General features: G+C 72.6%; 17 protein-coding genes and 1 pseudogene. 9 read left to right on the top strand and 9 right to left on the bottom strand.

Going from position 1 to position 17,097, the window contains the following annotated elements; translation table 11 throughout:
• The first annotated feature begins 12 nt into the window (after positions 1 to 12).
• Positions 13 to 1,398 (top strand): FAD-dependent oxidoreductase, encoded by a 1,386-nt coding sequence (locus ACH4S9_RS36945; RefSeq protein ID WP_311726177.1) that lies wholly within the window; start codon positions 13 to 15, stop codon positions 1,396 to 1,398.
• A 252-nt stretch (positions 1,399 to 1,650) separates the two neighbouring features.
• Entirely contained in the window at positions 1,651 to 2,646 is a 996-nt protein-coding gene (locus ACH4S9_RS36950) for a hypothetical protein (protein WP_398376020.1), read from the top strand.
• Here ACH4S9_RS36950 and ACH4S9_RS36955 read toward each other — a convergent pair.
• From ACH4S9_RS36955 to ACH4S9_RS36975, 5 genes are all read right to left on the bottom strand, one after another.
• Positions 2,643 to 3,116: a hypothetical protein gene (locus tag ACH4S9_RS36955; protein WP_398376022.1), complete on the bottom strand. Its 474-nt coding sequence runs from the start codon at positions 3,114 to 3,116 to the stop codon at positions 2,643 to 2,645. The genes ACH4S9_RS36950 and ACH4S9_RS36955 overlap by 4 nt on opposite strands.
• Positions 3,117 to 3,186: 70 nt before the next feature.
• Positions 3,187 to 3,312: a hypothetical protein gene (locus ACH4S9_RS36960; RefSeq protein ID WP_398376024.1), complete on the bottom strand. Its 126-nt coding sequence runs from the start codon at positions 3,310 to 3,312 to the stop codon at positions 3,187 to 3,189.
• 151 nt (positions 3,313 to 3,463) lie between these two features.
• On the bottom strand, positions 3,464 to 3,694 hold the full coding sequence (locus ACH4S9_RS36965) for a hypothetical protein (protein WP_398376026.1): 231 nt from the start codon (positions 3,692 to 3,694) through the stop codon (positions 3,464 to 3,466).
• Positions 3,688 to 3,921 carry a hypothetical protein gene (locus ACH4S9_RS36970; RefSeq protein ID WP_398376028.1) on the bottom strand — a complete coding sequence of 78 codons (234 nt, stop codon included), beginning with the start codon at positions 3,919 to 3,921 and terminating at the stop codon, positions 3,688 to 3,690. Before ACH4S9_RS36970 ends, ACH4S9_RS36965 begins: the two co-directional genes overlap by 7 nt.
• Positions 3,918 to 4,343, bottom strand: a complete 426-nt coding sequence (locus ACH4S9_RS36975; RefSeq protein ID WP_398376030.1) for a hypothetical protein — start codon at positions 4,341 to 4,343, stop codon at positions 3,918 to 3,920. Before ACH4S9_RS36975 ends, ACH4S9_RS36970 begins: the two co-directional genes overlap by 4 nt.
• 180 nt (positions 4,344 to 4,523) lie before the next feature.
• Here ACH4S9_RS36975 and ACH4S9_RS36980 point away from each other — a divergent pair, with 180 nt between their 5' ends.
• Together ACH4S9_RS36980 and ACH4S9_RS36985 are read left to right on the top strand one after the other, a co-directional pair.
• Positions 4,524 to 5,726, top strand: coding sequence for a helix-turn-helix domain-containing protein (locus tag ACH4S9_RS36980; protein WP_398376032.1), 1,203 nt, complete (start codon positions 4,524 to 4,526; stop codon positions 5,724 to 5,726).
• Positions 5,727 to 5,764: 38 nt separating this feature from the next.
• The gene (locus ACH4S9_RS36985; RefSeq protein ID WP_398376034.1) at positions 5,765 to 6,481 is read left to right on the top strand and encodes a RibD family protein; all 717 of its coding nucleotides are present in this window, start codon (positions 5,765 to 5,767) and stop codon (positions 6,479 to 6,481) included.
• A gap of 37 nt (positions 6,482 to 6,518) precedes the next feature.
• Here the strand turns inward: ACH4S9_RS36985 and ACH4S9_RS36990 are convergent.
• Positions 6,519 to 7,403 (bottom strand): annotated as a pseudogene (locus tag ACH4S9_RS36990) (sensor histidine kinase); the annotation flags it as partial.
• Positions 7,404 to 8,438: 1,035 nt separating this feature from the next.
• On the bottom strand, positions 8,439 to 8,615 hold the full coding sequence (locus ACH4S9_RS36995) for a hypothetical protein (RefSeq protein WP_398376036.1): 177 nt from the start codon (positions 8,613 to 8,615) through the stop codon (positions 8,439 to 8,441).
• A gap of 339 nt (positions 8,616 to 8,954) precedes the next feature.
• On the opposite strand from ACH4S9_RS36995, the gene ACH4S9_RS37000 reads away from it, so the two are divergent.
• The 5 genes from ACH4S9_RS37000 to ACH4S9_RS37020 all read left to right on the top strand — a co-directional run bounded on the left by ACH4S9_RS37000 (position 8,955) and on the right by ACH4S9_RS37020 (position 14,079).
• The gene (locus ACH4S9_RS37000; protein ID WP_311726167.1) at positions 8,955 to 10,004 is read left to right on the top strand and encodes a tetratricopeptide repeat protein; all 1,050 of its coding nucleotides are present in this window, start codon (positions 8,955 to 8,957) and stop codon (positions 10,002 to 10,004) included.
• Positions 10,001 to 11,080 (top strand): polyprenyl synthetase family protein, encoded by a 1,080-nt coding sequence (locus tag ACH4S9_RS37005; protein ID WP_398376038.1) that lies wholly within the window; start codon positions 10,001 to 10,003, stop codon positions 11,078 to 11,080. Before ACH4S9_RS37000 ends, ACH4S9_RS37005 begins: the two co-directional genes overlap by 4 nt.
• An 85-nt stretch (positions 11,081 to 11,165) precedes the next feature.
• The gene (locus ACH4S9_RS37010; RefSeq protein ID WP_398376040.1) at positions 11,166 to 11,417 is read left to right on the top strand and encodes a ferredoxin; all 252 of its coding nucleotides are present in this window, start codon (positions 11,166 to 11,168) and stop codon (positions 11,415 to 11,417) included.
• Positions 11,407 to 12,798 (top strand): NAD(P)/FAD-dependent oxidoreductase, encoded by a 1,392-nt coding sequence (locus tag ACH4S9_RS37015; protein WP_398376042.1) that lies wholly within the window; start codon positions 11,407 to 11,409, stop codon positions 12,796 to 12,798. The genes ACH4S9_RS37010 and ACH4S9_RS37015 overlap by 11 nt, the downstream gene beginning before the upstream one ends.
• Before the next feature lie 27 nt (positions 12,799 to 12,825).
• Positions 12,826 to 14,079 (top strand): cytochrome P450, encoded by a 1,254-nt coding sequence (locus ACH4S9_RS37020; protein WP_398376044.1) that lies wholly within the window; start codon positions 12,826 to 12,828, stop codon positions 14,077 to 14,079.
• Between the two features lie 25 nt (positions 14,080 to 14,104).
• Here the strand turns inward: ACH4S9_RS37020 and ACH4S9_RS37025 are convergent, their stop codons facing one another.
• Together ACH4S9_RS37025 and ACH4S9_RS37030 are read right to left on the bottom strand one after the other, a co-directional pair.
• Complete coding sequence (locus ACH4S9_RS37025) at positions 14,105 to 15,502, bottom strand: cryptochrome/photolyase family protein (protein WP_398376046.1); 1,398 nt, start codon at positions 15,500 to 15,502, stop codon at positions 14,105 to 14,107.
• 16 nt (positions 15,503 to 15,518) lie between these two features.
• Positions 15,519 to 17,003 carry a DUF2867 domain-containing protein gene (locus ACH4S9_RS37030; protein ID WP_398376047.1) on the bottom strand — a complete coding sequence of 495 codons (1,485 nt, stop codon included), beginning with the start codon at positions 17,001 to 17,003 and terminating at the stop codon, positions 15,519 to 15,521.
• Positions 17,004 to 17,097 lie beyond the last annotated feature (94 nt).

Here is a 17,097-nt window from a genome sequence, read left to right on the forward strand (position 1 = left end):
AGGACAAGCGAAGTGATCAACGGTCAGGTCTCCTACTGGATGCAGGACACGGCCGCCTCCGAACGCCCGGAAAGGCCCCCGCTGGACGGGGACACCACCGTCGACGTGTGCGTCGTCGGCGCCGGATACACCGGGCTGTGGACCGCGTACTGGCTCCGCCAGGCGCTGCCCGACGCCTCGATCCTCGTGGTCGAGGCGCAGCACGTCGGCTACGGCGCCTCCGGCCGCAACGGCGGCTGGCTCTCCGGCAAGATGATCGGGCTCTCCCGCCACATGGCCGAGGGCCCCGGAGGCCGGGAGGCGGTCCTCGAACTGCGGCGCGCGGCGGTCGACGCGTTCGACGAGATCCTCGGGATCATGGCCGACCACGCCGTGGACGTGGACGCCGTGCACGGCGGCTACCTCACCATCGGCCGCACCCCCGCCGAACTCGCCCGGCTCCGGGCGGCGGTCGAGGCCGAGCGCGCGTGGGGCATGACCGAGGACGACGTACGGCTGCTGTCCGCAGCCGAGGCGGCCGACCGGATCAGCATCGACGGGATGCTCGGCGCGCTCTACAGCCCGCACAACGTACGGCTCCACCCCGGAAAGCTGGTCGCCGGCCTGGCCTCGGCCGCCGAGGCCGCCGGCGTCCGGATCGCCGAGCGCACCCCGGCCCTGGACATCGCCCCCGGCCGCGTCCGCACCGCGCACGGCACCGTGACCGCCCGCCACGTCCTGCGCGCCACCGAGGGATACACCGCGCGGCTGCCCGGCCGCCGCCGCGACATGCTGCCCATGAACAGCTCGATGGTCATCACCGAGCCGCTGTCCGAAGCGGACTGGAAGACCATCGGCTGGACCGGCGGCGAAGCCCTCTCCGGCGCCCAGCACACCTACTTCTACGCCCAGCGCACCGCCGACGGCCGCATCGCCCTCGGCGGCCGCGGCCTCCCGTACCGCTTCGGCTCCCGGCTCGACCAGGACGGACGCCTGGACCGCTGGACCATCGGCCAGCTGCACGGCGTGCTGCGCGGCCTGTGGCCCGAGGTGCGCTTCGAACTCGCCCACGCCTGGTGCGGCTCCCTGGGCGTACCGCGCGACTGGTCCCCCTCGGTGGTGTGGGACCCGGCGACGGGCCTCGGCCACGCCGGGGGCTACGTCGGCCAGGGCGTGACGGCCTCCTACCTGGCCGGCCGAACCCTCGCCGACCTGGTGGCCGGGAAGGAGACCCGCTACACCCGCCTGCCCTGGTCGGGCCGGACCTCCCCCCGCTGGGAACCGGAACCGCTGCGCTGGCTGGGCTCCTACGCCATGTACGGCCTCTACCGAATCGCCGACCTCAGCGAGGGCAGCGCCCGCCACGAGGGCACCTCGACCTTCGCCCGGCTGGCCGACACGATCACCGGCCGGCACTGATTCCTTGTCGTGCTCGGTTCTCCCCCAGCCACCGCTGGGGTACCCGCTCTGCCTCTCTGAGCAGGGGCGGAGGGCCGATCATCGGATGCACGGCGACCGCGATCCGGGCGCCCCGGAGCCGATGTTGGTGATCCGGCCGCCGTCGCCCATCGGTGGCGGCGCGAGCTGGATGATGAAGTACGGTGCCCTCACATTCACGGCGAACAGGCGGTCGAACGCCTGCCAGGACACGGTGCGCTCGGGAGGGACGGCATGAGGTGGCGGTGGCGCAGTCCGTTCACGGGGAGCCCGAAAAAGCCGCAGGCTGCGGAGCGGGCGCGGCTCGACGCGGCGATCACGGCTCTCGGCATCGCCCTTGACGAGCATCCCTTCCGCCCCGGTCAGGACGGTACGACGGCCGCCATGCGGCGGGACCTGCTGGACGCCCTCGACGCCTACGACCGGGCCAAACGCAGGGCAGCGGACGACGACCCGCACGGCGCGCGGGAAGCGGTGGAGGACGGCCGGCACGCGCTGGCCGTCCTCGACGCCCGGCTCGCGGGGCAGCGTCCGCCGGACCGGATGCCGGAGTGCTTCTTCGACCCCGTTCACGGCCGCGCGACGGCGCGCGTCCGGTGGGCGCCGGAGGGCGGCCGGGAGCGCCTCGTGGCCGTCTGCGCCACCGACGCCGCGCGCCTGGCCGAGATCTCCGGCCCGAGGGCGTCCGGCAAGGACGAGGCGTACGGAGACGAGCGTCGTCGTCCCGTGACACTGCCGGACGCGCGGGGGCCCTATGTCCTGCGGGTGGTGGCCGTCTCCCCGGCCCGTTTCATCGTGAGCAGGGACCCGGGGCGCGGAGGGCAGACCTACCGGGTGCACGGCGGGGGCGGACCGGCGGGCGCCCTGCTTCCGCTCCCGGCCGGGAGGGGCGGGACCCAGGTGTGGGTGGAGGCGGCGGCGGACGACGGAGCCGCAGGCACGGACTGGGCGGCCACCGCGCACACCCTGGATGAGGTCGCAGCGCACGATCCGATGACCCTCGGCCACGGCGACGGCCTGGTCCGCCACGACGGCCCTGCCGGCCCGGCTGTTTTCGCCCATCGCGGCCCCGGACGGTTCGAACTGCTCGCCCTGAACGGACGGCTCGTCAGGTGGGCCACGGCCGCGTCCGGGACGGGCGACCAGGACGTGTCATTCTCCCTTCCCGGCCCCGGGTGGTACCAGGTGCGGGCCCGTGGGTCGTGGACCCTCACCATGGCCGACGGCTAGGGGCTTATCGGGCAGGGGATGGCCGGGCGGATCCGGTTCGCGCTGCATGCGACCACGTGGACGGAGGCGAATCCGGTCCCCCGCAGATACCACCCGCCCACAACATCCCCACCCCAGCCGAGCCGGTCCCCTGCGGCCGCGAACCGTTCGGTCTGCCGCGCGGGGTTCTTGTCGTGGTCGGTCATGAAGGCGGGGGTCAGGTCGGTGACCTGGTCTTGGTACCAGACAGCGGCTTTCTCCGGTTCCCCGAAGGTCGCCTTGATCATCCTGGCGGGGCGCAGCAGCCAGTGCGGTACCTCCAGCGGCGGCACCTCGCTCGCCATGAACGCGGGGCTCGCGGAGGCGATCTGCCTCCACTCCTGGGGCGAGACATCGTGGACGACGAGGTGTGGTGGGCGGCGTGTGGACTCGTCGTCGTAGGTTCGGCGTTCTCCGGTCCAGCGGTAGCAGTGCCAGTGTGACGCTGTCATGAGGGTGGCTCCTGCGGGGTGGGAGCGGCCCCGCCCCGGCGGGGCGGTCTGAGGGCGGGGCCGCGGTCGGCTAGTGCGCGTACTGTCGTCCGTCGTCGGAGTCGCCGGGTGTCTGTCCGCCGGGTGTCGGGGCGTCGGTGTCCGGCATGGTGTCGCCGCCTTCTGGGTCCTGGCGGGAGGCGTGCTGTAATCGCATGGGCTGCTCCTGTGAGTTCAGATGTGCAGGGGTGTCCTCGCGCGGTTGCGCGGTGCTCGTCCCGGTCACTGGCCTGCAAGCGGGGGCCGGGGCGAGGCCCTGCCCCGGAGGGGCAGGGGATGGGGGATGGGCCGCCGAGCGGCCCACCGGTCTAGGTGGCGTCTGCCTTCAGCGCCTCGATGGGCGGCGCCTTGTGGCAGTCGCAGTCACACCGGACGGTGAAGATGAGCGCGCCACGGGTCGCGGGCGGTATGGGTGCCGCGCGGACCTCGCCTGGTCCATTGCAGAACCCGTGGATCTCGGTGGGCGTGGTGTCGGGTTCGGCGGTGTACAGCGCGCAGTACGGGGACAGGCGCCGGGCGCCGACCGGGGCAGTCACCATGCTCTCCCCGCCTGAGCTGCCCGCAGTGCCATGACCGCCTCACCCTCGTGGCGAGCGCGCCGTAGAGCGTCGATCTGAACGATCGGGTCGATGTGTTGGGGGAAGGTGAGGGCGTGCTCGGGGCAGGAGTAGATAGTCCGGCCGCCGATGCTCGCGGAGTGCACGTGTCCCACGATGACCGGCTCGTTGGTCGGCTTGTCGCAGCGCGCGCAGACATGAGACGTCACTGACTGGCCTCCTCGCCGGAACCGAACTCGACAACCGCCGCAAGAAGAAGGGCCTGGCGCAGTTGCTCGGCGTCGGTCAGGTACCGGTTGGGACCCACCGGAATGTGCCAGTGCAGGCCGGGTCCCTTCCTGCAGTGCCCGGGCGGCACACCCATGTACGTGAGCTCGGCGGTGGTCGTCGCAAGTACCTGCACCTGCCGGATGGGCTGCCAGTAGTGGGCGCTTCCCGGCGAGATGAGCCAGTACATGGTGCTGTAGTCGGCGATGACGGCGCCGCCCTGCTTGCCGAGAAGATCAAGGGTGCGTTCGCTGATGGCCTTGGGGGCGCGCACAGCGTCCCAGTAGTGGCCGACCTCGACCATCTCTACGTCGTTGCCGCGCGGCGGTGTCCACGCGGCGGGCGCGGGCTGAGCGAATGTCATGAAGATGCCTCCGGCGGAGCGTGTCTCCCAGTGCATCCAGGCAACCGCTGCGCCGTTGCCGCCGTCTCGGGCGTATGCATCTGACGCTGTGCGTATGCGGAACCTGCCCTACGCCTGCGACTGGATCGCTACTGTGGGTATTCCTTGTCGAGCCACGCCCACCGCAGATCGGGAGCGGATATGGCGCAGTCAGCACACCACCGCAGCGCAGGTGAGGCCATCGCGGCCGCCCGCCGCGAACGCGGTTGGCCGCAACGGCAACTGGCCGAAATGTGCGGGTACAGCCAGAGCACCATCAGCCGGTTAGAACGCGGTCGTCAGTCTGCCCGCGACGTCGATGTGCTCGCGCTCGTCGCCGACCGGCTCGGAATGCATCCCTCCGAAGTCGGATTGGCCGGAGGCACCACCCACAATGCTGACGTGAACCGCCGTTACTTTCTGGGCGCAGCGGCCGGCCTCGGTATACTCCCCACCCCAGTCGGCTCCACGAGCCGCCGCCCGATCAATCCAGCGGTCGTTGGCCACCTCTCCCAGCTTCGCTCCACCCTGGTCCAATCAGACGGGCTTTACGGACCGCACTCCGCCATCAGCGCCGTCCATGACCACCTCGCTGTCATCGAGCAGCAACTGCTTCCTGTAGCTACCGGTGCCCTTCGCCGCCGCATCCTGGAAACCGCCTCCGAGTGGGCAGAATTCGCCGGCTGGCTGTACGAGGACCTCGGCCACCCCGACAAGGGCCTATGGTGGTCCGACCGCGCGATGGAGTGGGCGCAGGAGGCCGACGAGCCCGTGCTCCAGGCATTCATCCTGATGCGCAAGTCCCAGCAATCCGTCGGTCTGATGCAGCAACAGCGGGCGGTTGGTTTGGCGGCGGCTGCGCTACGAGTCCGAGGCGATGTGTCCGCCCGTATCCGCGCCTCGGCTCGCCTCCAGGAGGCGCACGGCCACGCGCTTGGCGGCGACGAGAGCAAGGCCCTGCGCGCGCTCGACGCCGCCGACGCACTCGTCGGCGGAGACGATGCGGTGACCAATCAGCTTGGGGGGTACTGCAACTCTTCCTACGCCAAGGCCCAGCGGGCGACTTGCTACCTTCGCTTGGGCAAGCCAGCCGACGCCGTGACCGCCTACCAGCGAGCGCTCAAAAGTTGGCCTGATACCTACCAACGCGAGCGCGGGCTGCACCTGGCACGCCTCGCGGGCGCTCACGCCGCAAACCGTTCCCCCGATGCGGCTTGCAGCACCGCCATGGAAGCCCTGGAGATCACCCGCGAGACGGAGTCACGACGCACCACCGCAGAGCTGCGCCGGGTCGTCACCGGCCTCGCGCCCTGGCGGCGCACCGCGATGGTCCAGAGCCTGACCGAGGCAATCGCCACTGTCTGACCTAGGCTCACCGATATAAACCTCCGGGAAAGGGACCCATGGACATCAGCGAGTTGGTCGGCGCCGACGAGTGGACCACTGTTGAGGGACGCCCGTACGTCGTCTACAAGTACGCGGCCACGCTGGACGGCCGGATCGCCGCAGCGGATTCCACCAGCCAGTGGATCACGAGCGCGGCGTCGCGAGCCGAGGTCCATGCCCTGCGCGCGGCCTGCCAGGCTACGGTGGTGGGCTCCGGCACACAGCAAGCGGACAATCCGCACCTCGCCGTGCGCTCGGCGGTGGACGACCCCAAGCTGAAGGTGGCCGTACCAGCCGACGAGCAGCCGTGGCGGGTGATCGTCGACAGCAACGCGCGCACGCCCGCCGGGGCCCGCGTGCTCGATGCCGCCGCGCCCACGATCATCGCCGTGGCCGAGGACGCGGACGCCACGCACCTGGAGGGCATCGGGACCGTCGTCCGGCTCCCGCGCGCCAAGGAGGGCCTGGATCTCGACGCGCTGCTGCGCGAGTTGTCATCGCGCGGCGTGCGCGGGATGTTCCTCGAAGGCGGGCCCACCCTCGCCGCTTCCTTCGTGTCGGCCGGGCTGGTCGACCGCGTCATCGCCTATATCGCGCCCGCGCTCCTCGGACGCGGTAAGAGCGCGCTCCAGGGCGGCACCATCGAGACCATCGACGACATCCTGCGGTGCGAGCTGCTGGACGTCGCGCGGTCAGGACCTGACATCCGGCTGATCGCACGCCCGCAGCTGTGAAGCCAAGCGCCCGGCGTCTCTCTTGATCGGCAGATCAGCCTTGGATGATCGCGTTGGGCAGCATGACCAGCGACGTGGTGCCGTCGTGATTGTCGGAGGGGCACAGCTGGACGCGGATGCCGTGCCGATCGGCGAGGCAGCCGACCACGACGAGGCCCATGCGCTGCGAGACCGCGGCGTCCACGGTCGGCGGGTTGGCCAGCTTGTGGTTGATGTCCGCCAAGTCCGCGACAGTCAGGCCGATGCCCTCGTCATGGATCTCGATCATGACACGGCCGTCGGGCAGCCGGATCGCGGTCACCCGCACCTTGGTGTACGGAGAGGAGAAGGTGGTGGCGTTCTCCAGGAGCTCGGCGAGCAGGTGCACCAGGTCGGTCACGGCGCGGCCGCGGATCCCGGCCTCGGGGATGCCGGTAAGTTCGATGCGCTGGTACTGCTCCATCTCAGAGGAGGCAGCTCGCAGGACGTCGATCAGTGGGACAGGATGGGGCCACCGGAGGTGAGGCTCCGCGCCGATGAGGGTCAGGAGGTTTTCGCCGCTGCGGCGCATGCGGACCGCGAGGTGGTCCAGCTTGAAGAGGTTCTCCAACTGGTCCCGGTCGGCCTCCTCGTTCTCCAGTGCGCTGATCAGGCCCAGTTGGGCCTGAAGGAGGCCCAGATTGCGATGGGCGAGGTTACTGACCATCGAGGTGATGTGGCGGCGGAGCAGCGTCTGCTCAGCAACGAGCCGGACCGCCTGGCGGTGGACCTCGTCGAAGGCGCGGGCGACCGCCCCGATTTCGTCCTTGCTGTGAATACCGACCGGCTTGACCGTGATATCGGCCTTGTCCAGGTCGGCTCGGGACAGCTCCTCGACCAGCCCGGGAAGGCTTCGATTCGCGATGTCGAGCGCGTAGTCCCTCAGTTGCCGCAGCGCCGCTGACCTGCTGACGACCGAGGGTCGGATCCGCGTCACCCTGGAAGTGGCTTCTTCAATGATCTCTCTGGCCTTCGCCTCGGACTCTTCGCGGCGGGCAGCGGCATCCCGGGCGGCCGCCAAGCGCACCTGCTCGGCCTCTCTGTGTACCCGCTCAAGGTCTACGCGATACTGCTCGGCGGTATCCGCCGCCTTCGCGATGCGCAGACGTTCATCCTGCACCTGCCGTTCCAGTGCTTCGCGCTCTGCCGCTTCTTCCGCGGCGGCGAGCTCTGCTTCGAGTTCCGCACAGCGCGTTTGTGCGGCGTCTCGGTCGCGCACCGCTTCTTCCAGCGCCGTCTCCAGGTCCTCGATCGTCGCGCGCAGGTGCTCGCACCGCCCTTCGAGCTCGGCCTTCTGACGGCGGTGCAGTTCAAGCGCTGCCCCCAAACGCTGCTGCCTGCGCGCGTAGGCCGCCTCGTTCTGCCGGATTGACGATTCGAGCTCACCCAGCAGGCGTTTCTGATCGGATACGTCCTTTTCGAGTTCGCGGATGCGCAGCTCGGCCTGTTCCTTCTCCAGAACCGCGTCCTCCAGACGGTCACTGGCCATCTGCTCGCGGTACCTGGCCGGCTGGACGGCCAGCAGTGCCTCGCGGTGCCTCTGGTAGAGGTGTCCCTGCAAGTCCGCGGTGACCTCGATCCCGTTGAAGCCGCACGCCGCCTTCATCAGGACGTCGAGGAACTGTTTGTCAGGAATTCGTTCACCCGCGAAGTAGCGGGAGAGGGAGGGCGCGCTGACGTGATGGCATGAGGCGAACTCACGCAAGCTCTTGCCCGTGGCCCGGAACAGACCCCGCAGCGCGCGTGCCAAGTCTCGCGCCTCCGGGGAAAGACCAGGTAATAAGGGTTTGAAGCCCTTGAGGTCTTCCACGTCGCCGAAGGAAGTCTCCCCAGCCCCCGTGAATTCGCGCTCCCTCACCTGTCCGTCCTACCTCTCCGTGCCCGTCGCTGACATAGGTTCCCACCACGCAAAGCCGCCGTAGTCCACCACGCTCGGTGATCATTCGATGAGTGTGTTGAAGAACGGCACGGCGAAGCCGAAGGCCGCCACTCCTGACAGGACCGCTTTCGAAGGGCTTGCGCCGGCGGAGCCGGTCAGGATGGCTGCTCCGATGCCGCACAGGATCGCCAGCAGAAGGATGAGGGCCGACCGCGTGGTCAGCAGTGCACGGTTCACAGCAATCCCCTCGGCTGCGGCGGCATATGACCGCCGGTGACGTCTCGTCCCGCTACGCAGGTGGCTCCACTCTGCAAGCGGTCAGAGTGTTGCGGAACGGAAACACCGGTTGTTTCCGCAGATGGGAACAGATTCACGTCTCAGGTCTGTGATTCCGGCCGGAAACGGTCTGAAACGGCGCGCCTTCGCGCGCCCGCCAGCCGCCACCCCTGGCCGACCTGCGACGGAACACGGATCCGCCCCCACACACGGCCATCTATACACCACGTTTATAGACGCCATGTATAGTCCGGTGTCGATCAAGACCACGGCATCCGCCGGCGCGTCGGAAAGGCACCCATGTACGCCAAGGCATTAGCGCCCGAGTACCAAGGCGCGCTCAGTTCCCTGTCCGTGAACTCCTCCCTCGCCGACGTCCTCGCCGAGGGCACCGACCGGCTGCGCGCCGCCGAGCGGGCGGGGTCCCAGGGGGAGGCCGCTCGCTCGGGGCTCGCCGTGGCGGAGGCGTACCGCCGGCTGGGCCACATCGAGGAGGCCGATCGCGCCTGGAAGGCGAGCTACCGCGCCGCCCGGTCGGCGGGCGACGTGGGCGCGATGGCGTGGGCGGTGTGGAGCGGCGGCACCCTCGCCCGGCAGCGGGGCTCCCTCGCGCTGGCCCGCCGGCTGCTCACCCACGCCGCCGAGTTGGGCAAGCGCGGCGGAGACGTCGTGGCCCGCGGCTACTCGCTGGCCGGCCTCGCGGAGACCGGCCGTATCCAGGGCGACTACGAGGCCGTGCACGCCCTCCACGAGCAGCTGCTCGCCGAGGCCCGCAAGCGCGGCGAGGCCCGCCACACCGTGTGGGCGCTGGAGGGCATCGCCCAGATCCACCGGAACACCGGCTCGTACGACACCGCCTTCGCGATGTTCGAGGAGGCCGCGGCCATCGCGGCCCAGGCCGACGACCGGCGCGGCCACGCGTGGGCGCTGCGCGGCATGGCCGACATCGTGTCCCTGCGGGACAAGGACGTGGACCGGGCCCTGGCGCTGCTGTCCGAGGCCGAGCTCACCTGCCGCGAGATGAAGCTGTCCAGCGCGCTGGCCTACAACCACAAGATGCGCGGCAACGTCCTGTACCGCGCCGCCCATTACCCGTCGGCCCGGGAGTACTACGAGACGGCGCTGGCCGAGTTCCGCGCCATGAGCGAGCCGCGCGGCACCGCGCTGTCCCGCCTCGGGCTGGCCAAGACGCTCGCCCGCCTCGGGCAGGACCCGGCGGTCACCGCCGCGGAACTGGACGAGCTGCGGGGGGAGCTGGACCGGATCGGGCTGCGACACGCCCGCGAGATGGTCGACGCGGCGTACGAGGAGCTGGGCATATCGGCCCAGGAGAGGGGGGCCGCCCGATGACCGCGCCACCGGCCACGCTCCTCCCCGCCTCCGCCTCCGCTTCGCGGACCCTCACCCGCTGCCGCGGCCTCGTACGCCCCGCGCTGACCGCGGCCGTCGAGCGGCTCCACCCGTATCCGGGCGAGATGGCCGCCTTCTCCTTCGGCTGGTGCGAGGTGGGCGGCGGCCCGGCCGTCCGGCCCGGTGGCGGCAAGGGCGTGCGCCAGGCCCTGGCCGTGCTCGGCGCGGAGGCGGCGGGCGCGCCCGGGGCGGCCGCGATCCCCGGGGCGGTGGCCGTCGAGCTGGTCCACGCCTTCTCGCTCCTGCACGACGACATCATGGACGGCGACGAGACCCGGCGCCGGCGCGCGACCGTGTGGAAGGCGTACGGCACCGGCCCCGCCGTCCTGGCCGGGGACGCGCTGTTCGCCCTCGCGGTGCAGACGCTCGCCGAGTCGCCCGGCCCGCACGGCGGCGCGGCCATCCGGCATCTGTCGGGGGCGCTGGGCGACTTGGTGCGCGGTCAGGCGGAGGACCTGCTGTTCGAGTCCCGCCCCTGGACCGGCCCCGACGCGGTCCGCACCGCCGAGTACCGCGCCATGGCCGAGGCCAAGACCGGTGCGCTCCTGGGCTGCGCCGCGGCCCTCGGCGCCGTATTGACGGGCGCCCCGGAGCCGGTCGTCACCGCGCTGGACCGGGCCGGGCGCCACCTGGGGGTGGCCTTCCAGGCCGTGGACGATCTGCTCGGCATGTGGGGTGACCCGGAGGTCACGGGCAAGCCCGTGCACGGCGATCTGCGCCGGCGGAAGAAGACGCTGCCCGTGCTGGCGGCCCTGGCCGCGGACGGCCCGGCCGCCCGCGAACTCGCCGCGCTGCTCACCGCCGACCCGGGGACCGCTGACCCGGGCACCTCCGACGCCGCCGTCCGCCGCGCCGCCGAGCTGGTCGAGCGGGCGGGCGGCCGCGCCACCACCCTGGCCGAGGCCCACCACCACCTGGACGCCGCCCGCGCCTGTCTGGCCTCCGTCCCGCTGGCCCCGGCCGCGGCAGGGGAGCTGCTGGGCCTGATGCCGTTCCTCGTCGACCGCGCGCTCTGACGCGTCGGACCACCCCTTTGGCCCGGCTGTGCGCGCGGCGGTACGCCGCCTCGCCCATGCTGCTGGTGTGGAAGGACGGGGCCCGATGAGGCTTGTTGTCGATCTGAACCGCTGTCAGGGGTACGCGCAGTGCGTCTTCCTGGCGCCCGAGGTGTTCGCCCTGCACGGGGACGAGGCGCTGCGGTACACCCCTTACGCGGACGACTCGCGGCGCGAGCAGGTGGCCCGCGCGGTGGCCGCCTGCCCGGTCCAGGCGATCCTCCTGGACGAGGTGGACGAGACGGGCGAAGCAGGCGAGGCTTACGACCTGCCCCCGGTGGGCTCCGATGTCCGCTGACGGCCTGGAGTGGCTGCGGCGCGAGGGGCGGATCGTGATCGTCGGCGCGTCCCTGGCCGGGCTGCGGGCCGCGGAGACCCTGCGCGAGGAGGGGTTCACCGGCTCGCTCACGCTCATCGGCGACGAGCCCGACCAGCCGTACGACCGGCCGCCGCTGTCCAAACAGGTCCTGGTGGGCGACGCGCCCGCGGACCGCACCACGCTGCCCCGGCGCCGCGCGGTCGAGGCCCACTGGCGCCTGGGGACGGCCGCGGTCGGGCTGGACCCGGCGGCCCGGCGGGTGCGCTTGGCCGACGGCGACGAGGTGCCGTACGACCGGCTGCTGATCGCCACCGGCGTCCGCTCCCGCCCGTGGCCGAACCCCGCCGAAGCCGAGCTCGACGGCGTCTTCGTGCTGCGCACCAGCCGGGAGGCGGCACGGCTGCGGCGCCGGCTGGCGGCCGGGCCGCGGCGGGTGCTGGTCATCGGCGGCGGCTTCACCGGCTCGGAGATCGCGTCCGCCTGCCGGGAGCTGGGGGTGCCGGTCACCGTCGCGGAGCGCGGCCCGACGCCGCTGGTGGGCGCCCTGGGCGGGGTGATCGGCCAGATCGCGGCGGAGCTCCAGCGCGCGCACGGCGTCGATCTGCGCTGCTCGGTCACGGTCACGGGTCTTGAGGGGGACGCGGCCGGGCGGCTGCGGCGCGCCCATCTGTCCGACGGCACCGCCCTCGACGTGGACGTGGCCGTGATCGCGCTCGGCACCGTCCGCAACACCGAGTGGCTCGCCGGCTCGGGGCTCGGCGCCGGGCCCCGCGGGGTCGCCTGCGACGCCGGGTGCCGGGTCTTCGACGTCCGGGGCCTGGTCACCGACGACATCTTCGCGGCCGGGGACGTCGCCCGGTGCCCGCATCCGCTCTTCGGCTACCAGTTCCTGTCCCTCGAACACTGGGGCAACGCCGTCGCGCAGGCCGAGGTCGCGGCGCACAACATGATCAGCGCCGGTCCGGACCGCCGCCCCCACCTCTGGGTCCCCGCCTTCTGGTCCGCGCAGTTCGGGGTGAACATCAAGTCGATCGGGGTGCCCTCCCTGGGCGACGAGCTCCTCATCGCCCAGGGGTCGCTCGCCGAGCGCAGCTTCACCGGCGTCTACGGCCATCAGGGCCGCGTCATCGCCGCCGTCACCTTCGACCGGACCAGGTGGCTGGACTTCTACCGGCGGCAGATCGAGACGGCCGCGCCCTTCCCGCCGGACTTCCCCACCACGGACCGCGGCCCCGACGCGCTGCGCCCGGTCCCCGCCGACTTCCCCGACCCGTCCCTGCCCACCCACGGGCCGACCGTCACCCTCAGCGGCTACTCACCGACCGACCGGCGGATCGTCTTCACGCCCGCCCGGGCCTAGAGGCCTCACCCGGAAGGACTCTCCGTCATGACGCACGGCACGTATATGCGGAAGATCATCGACTACGCCAACCGCGCCGACCCCTATCCCCTCTACTCCGAGCTGCGGAAGACGCCCGTGCTGCGGGACGAGGACGGCCCGTACCTCGTCAGCACGTACTGGGAGATCCACGGCCTGCTGCACGACCCGCGGATCAGCTCGGACCGCCGCAACCTCAACCCGGACGCCGCGCGTCTGGTCGCCCTCGAGGACGAGGAGGACGACCCGATGCTGACCCCGAACTTCATTCGGCTCGACCCGCCCGACCACGACCGGCTGCGCCGGATCGCGATGTACCCCTTCGGGCCGCCGCACACCCCGCGGCGGATCCACGACATGCGCGGCGAGCTCACCCGGATCGTCTCCGGGCTGATCGACGACTTCCAGGGCCGGGACGGGGCCGACCTCGTCGACGACTTCGCGTACCCCTTCCCGGTGACCGTGATCTGCCGGCTGCTGGGGGTGCCCCGCAACGACGAGCCGCTGTTCCACGACTGGGCCGACACCATCGTCGCCGGCGCGGACCCCGATCCGGACGCGGACGCCACGGAGCGGCGCGCCACCGTCCGGCGGGCCCGCACCGAACTGAGCATGTACCTGTCCGAGTTGATCGAGGACCGCCGCCGCACCCCCAGCGAGGACATGCTCTCCGCGCTGGTCCACGGGGACGGGCCGGACGGGCGGATGACCCACGCCGAACTGGTCAGCACCGCCTCGCTGCTGCTGATCGCCGGGCACGAGACGACGGTCAACCTGATCACCAACGGCATGCTGACCCTGCTGCGCCACCCCGATGTCCTCAAGCGGCTGCACGACGATCCGCATCTGGCCGCCTCGCTGGTGGAGGAGGTGCTGCGCTACGAGCCCCCGGTCCAGCTGCTGCCGCAGCGCACCCCGCTCACCGACGTCGACATCGCGGGCGTCACCATCCCCAAGGGCGAGTCGATCTGGCTGATCCTGGCCTCGGGCAACCGCGACCCCCGGCGCTTCCCCGACCCCGACCGGTTCGACCCGGACCGCAAGGACAACCAGCACCTGGGCTTCGGCAGCGGCATCCACATCTGCTACGGCGCGCCGCTGGCCCGGCTGGAGGCGCAGCTCGCGCTGACCGAGCTGGCCCGCAGGCTCGAGAACCCCCGGCTGCTGGAGGACCCGCCCCCGTACCGCCGGAACGCGGTGCTGCGCGGCCCGCGTCACCTGCCGGTCGGGTTCGACGGGGTGCACGCGGCCCGGGAACCCTGAAAGCGCCGCTGGTTTCGGCTCAGGCTCAGGAGCCGCGGCAACGTCTGAAGCGGGCCGCCGCCTCGTCGAGGTCCACGATCGGGTCGGGGTAGGCCAGGGCGGCGCGGTCCGGTCCTGGCAGCCGCCAGGGGCGGTGCACGGCGGGGCCCTGGACGGCGGCGAGTTCGGGCACCCAGCGGCGCACGTACGCCCCGTCGGGGTCGTGGCGCAGCGCCTGGGCAAGCGGGTTGAGAATCCGATTGGGGCGGGTGTCGGTGCCGGTGCCCGCCACCCACTGCCAGTTGAGCTGGTTGTTCGCGAGGTCGCCGTCCACCAGCAGCGCCAGGAAGTGCCGCGCGCCGATGCGCCAGTCGGCGTACAGGGTCTTGGCCAGGAAGCTCGCCGTCAGCAGCCGCGCCCGATTGTGCATCCAGCCCTCCTGCCTCAGCTGCCGCATCGCCGCGTCCACGACCGGAAAGCCCGTCAGCCCCTCCCGCCAGGCCGCGATCTCGTCCGCGTCGTGGCGCCAGCGGTCGTGGCGCGGGCGGTAGTCGCGGTGGGCGGCGTCCGGGCGCGCGGCCAGGACCTGGTGGTGGAAGTCCCGCCAGGCCAGCTGGCGCACGAACGCGTCCGCACCCGGGCCGCGCGCCTCCAGCGCCCGGCGCGCCACCTCCCCCGGCGACAGACAGCCGAAGTGCAGATAAGGGGAGAGCCGGGAGGTGGCGTCCCCGGCGAGGTCGTCATGGCGCTCGGCGTAGTCGGCCAGCGGGCCGGACGCCCAGAGCCGCAGCCTGCGGCGGGCCGCCGTCTCTCCCCCGGCGGGCAGCTCCGGGGAGGCCGCGCCCGGGGCCAGGGACGCCGCGGTGGGCAGGCCCGCGGAGCGGATCCGGGGCACGCGGACCGCGCGCGGCGCGGCGAGCGGGGCGCGCCAGGGCTCCTCGCGCCATCGGCGGTAGTACGGCGTGAAGACCGCGAAGTGGTCCTTGCCCCCGCCCGAGGGGCCCGAGGGGCCCGAGGGGCCCGAGGGGACGAGCGCGCCGGGCGCGACCACCGTCAGCGCCGCCTCGTGCACCCGCAGCTCGCGCCCGGCCTCCGCCAGCGCCGCCCGCAGCCGCTCCTCGCGCCGCGCCGCGTAACCGCTCACCCCGGCCGCCAGATGCACCGACCCGGCGCCGGTGCGCTCCGCCACCCGGCAGGTCTCCTGGACCACCTCGCCGCGCCGGACCACCAGCCGTCCGCCGCGCGCCCGCAGCACCGCGTCGAGATCGGCGAGGCAGTCGGCGAGAAACGCCGCCCTGTTGGGCGTGGCGAAACCGGCGTCCCGTATCCCGGAATCGACGACGAACAGCGGCACCACGCTCTCCGCCTCCCGCAGCGCCCCGTGCAGCACCGGGTTGTCGTGCACCCGCAGATCCGCGGTGAACAGGGCGACGCTGACCCGCACCGGCACCCACCCCCGCTCAGCCGGGCACGGCCGCGTGCGCCTCGGCCCTGGCGACGACGTTCCGGGCCATGCCGCCGAAGACCAGACCGCCGCAGGCCGCGCCGCCCCACCCGCACAGCCGTCCGGTCAGTCCGCGCGGCTCGAAGACGGCGCGCTGCCGGTACACCGCTCCGCCCGCCCCGTCCTCGGCCACCGCGATCTCCAGCCAGGCCGGCCCGGGCAGCGGCAGCTCGGAGCGCAGCCGCAGCCGCCGCCGCGGCTCCACCGCCTCCACCCGCCAGAAGCCCAGCCGGTCCCCGGCCCGCAGCGGCGCCGCCTCCGGGCGCCCCAGGTGCAGACCCACCCCGCCGACCGCCGCGTCCAACCAGCCGCGCAGCGCCCAGGCGGGCGGCAGGGACTGCCAGCGGCCACCGCCCGCGATGCCCTCCACCGCCTGCCACAGCTCCTCGGGCGCGGCGTCCACCACGCGCTCGCGGTCGTCCGTACGGCAGCTGCCGCGCGCCCAGGGCGGGTCCGTCGGCAGCGGATCGCTCGGCTCGCCCCGGGCGGCGGGCGGCCGCAGCGCCAGCCGCAGCGCCCGGTCCAGCGGGAGCAGGCCGTCGGGGGGCGGCGGCACATAGCGGGCGATGTCGTCCTCCCGGCAGACCACCTCATGCCGCAGCGACTCCACCAGCGGGCGGGCGAGGGCGCCCGGCACGGGCGTGACCAGGCCGACCCACAGGCTGGAGAGATACGGGGTGAGCACCGGCACGGGGATCACCAGCCGCCGCGGCAGCCGGGCCACGGCCGCGTACCGCCGCATCATGTCGCGGTACGTCACCACGTCCGGCCCGCCGATGTCGAAGGCGCGGTTCACCTCGTACGGCAGCCGGGCGCAGCCCACCAGCACCCGGAGCACATCGCGGACGGCGATCGGCTGGGTCCGGGTGCGCACCCAGCGCGGGGTGACCATCACCGGAAGGCGTTCGGTCAGATGGCGCAGCATCTCGAACGAGGCCGAGCCCGAGCCGATGATCACACCGGCCCGCAGTACGGCGGTCGGCACCCCCGACGCCAGCAGCACTCGGCCCACCTCGGCGCGCGAGCGCAGATGGGGCGACAGCTCGCGCTCGGGCACCCCGGACGGGGTCAGCCCGCCGAGGTAGACGATCCGCCGGACCCCGGCGGCCCGCGCCTGCTCGCCGAAGATCCGGGCCGCCCGGCGGTCGGTCTCCTCGAAGCCGGGGCCGGTCCCCAGCGAGTGCACCAGGTAGTACGCGACGTCCACGCCCTCCAGGGCCGCCCGCACGGACCGCGCGTCCAGGACGTCCCCGCGCGCCTGCCCCACCCGCGCGGCCCAGGGGTGCCGGCGCAGCTTGTCGGGCGAGCGGACCAGGCAGCGCACCGGATGCCCGGCCGCCAGCAGCTCGGGCACCAGCCTGCTGCCGAGGTAGCCGGTCGCCCCGGTGACCAGACAGCGCGGCAGTGGTGCGGACGGGCCAGGGTTTCGGCGGTCTGCCATGCCGGACTCCATGACTGCGCGGACTGCGCGGCTGATGTCCACTGTCTTCCCCTGCCCATGCTCGGAGCCTCCGCCGGTCGGTGCAACCGGCGGA

This window comes from Streptomyces sp. NPDC021225, assembly GCF_044332865.1.
In the GTDB taxonomy this organism is placed as follows: domain Bacteria; phylum Actinomycetota; class Actinomycetes; order Streptomycetales; family Streptomycetaceae; genus Streptomyces.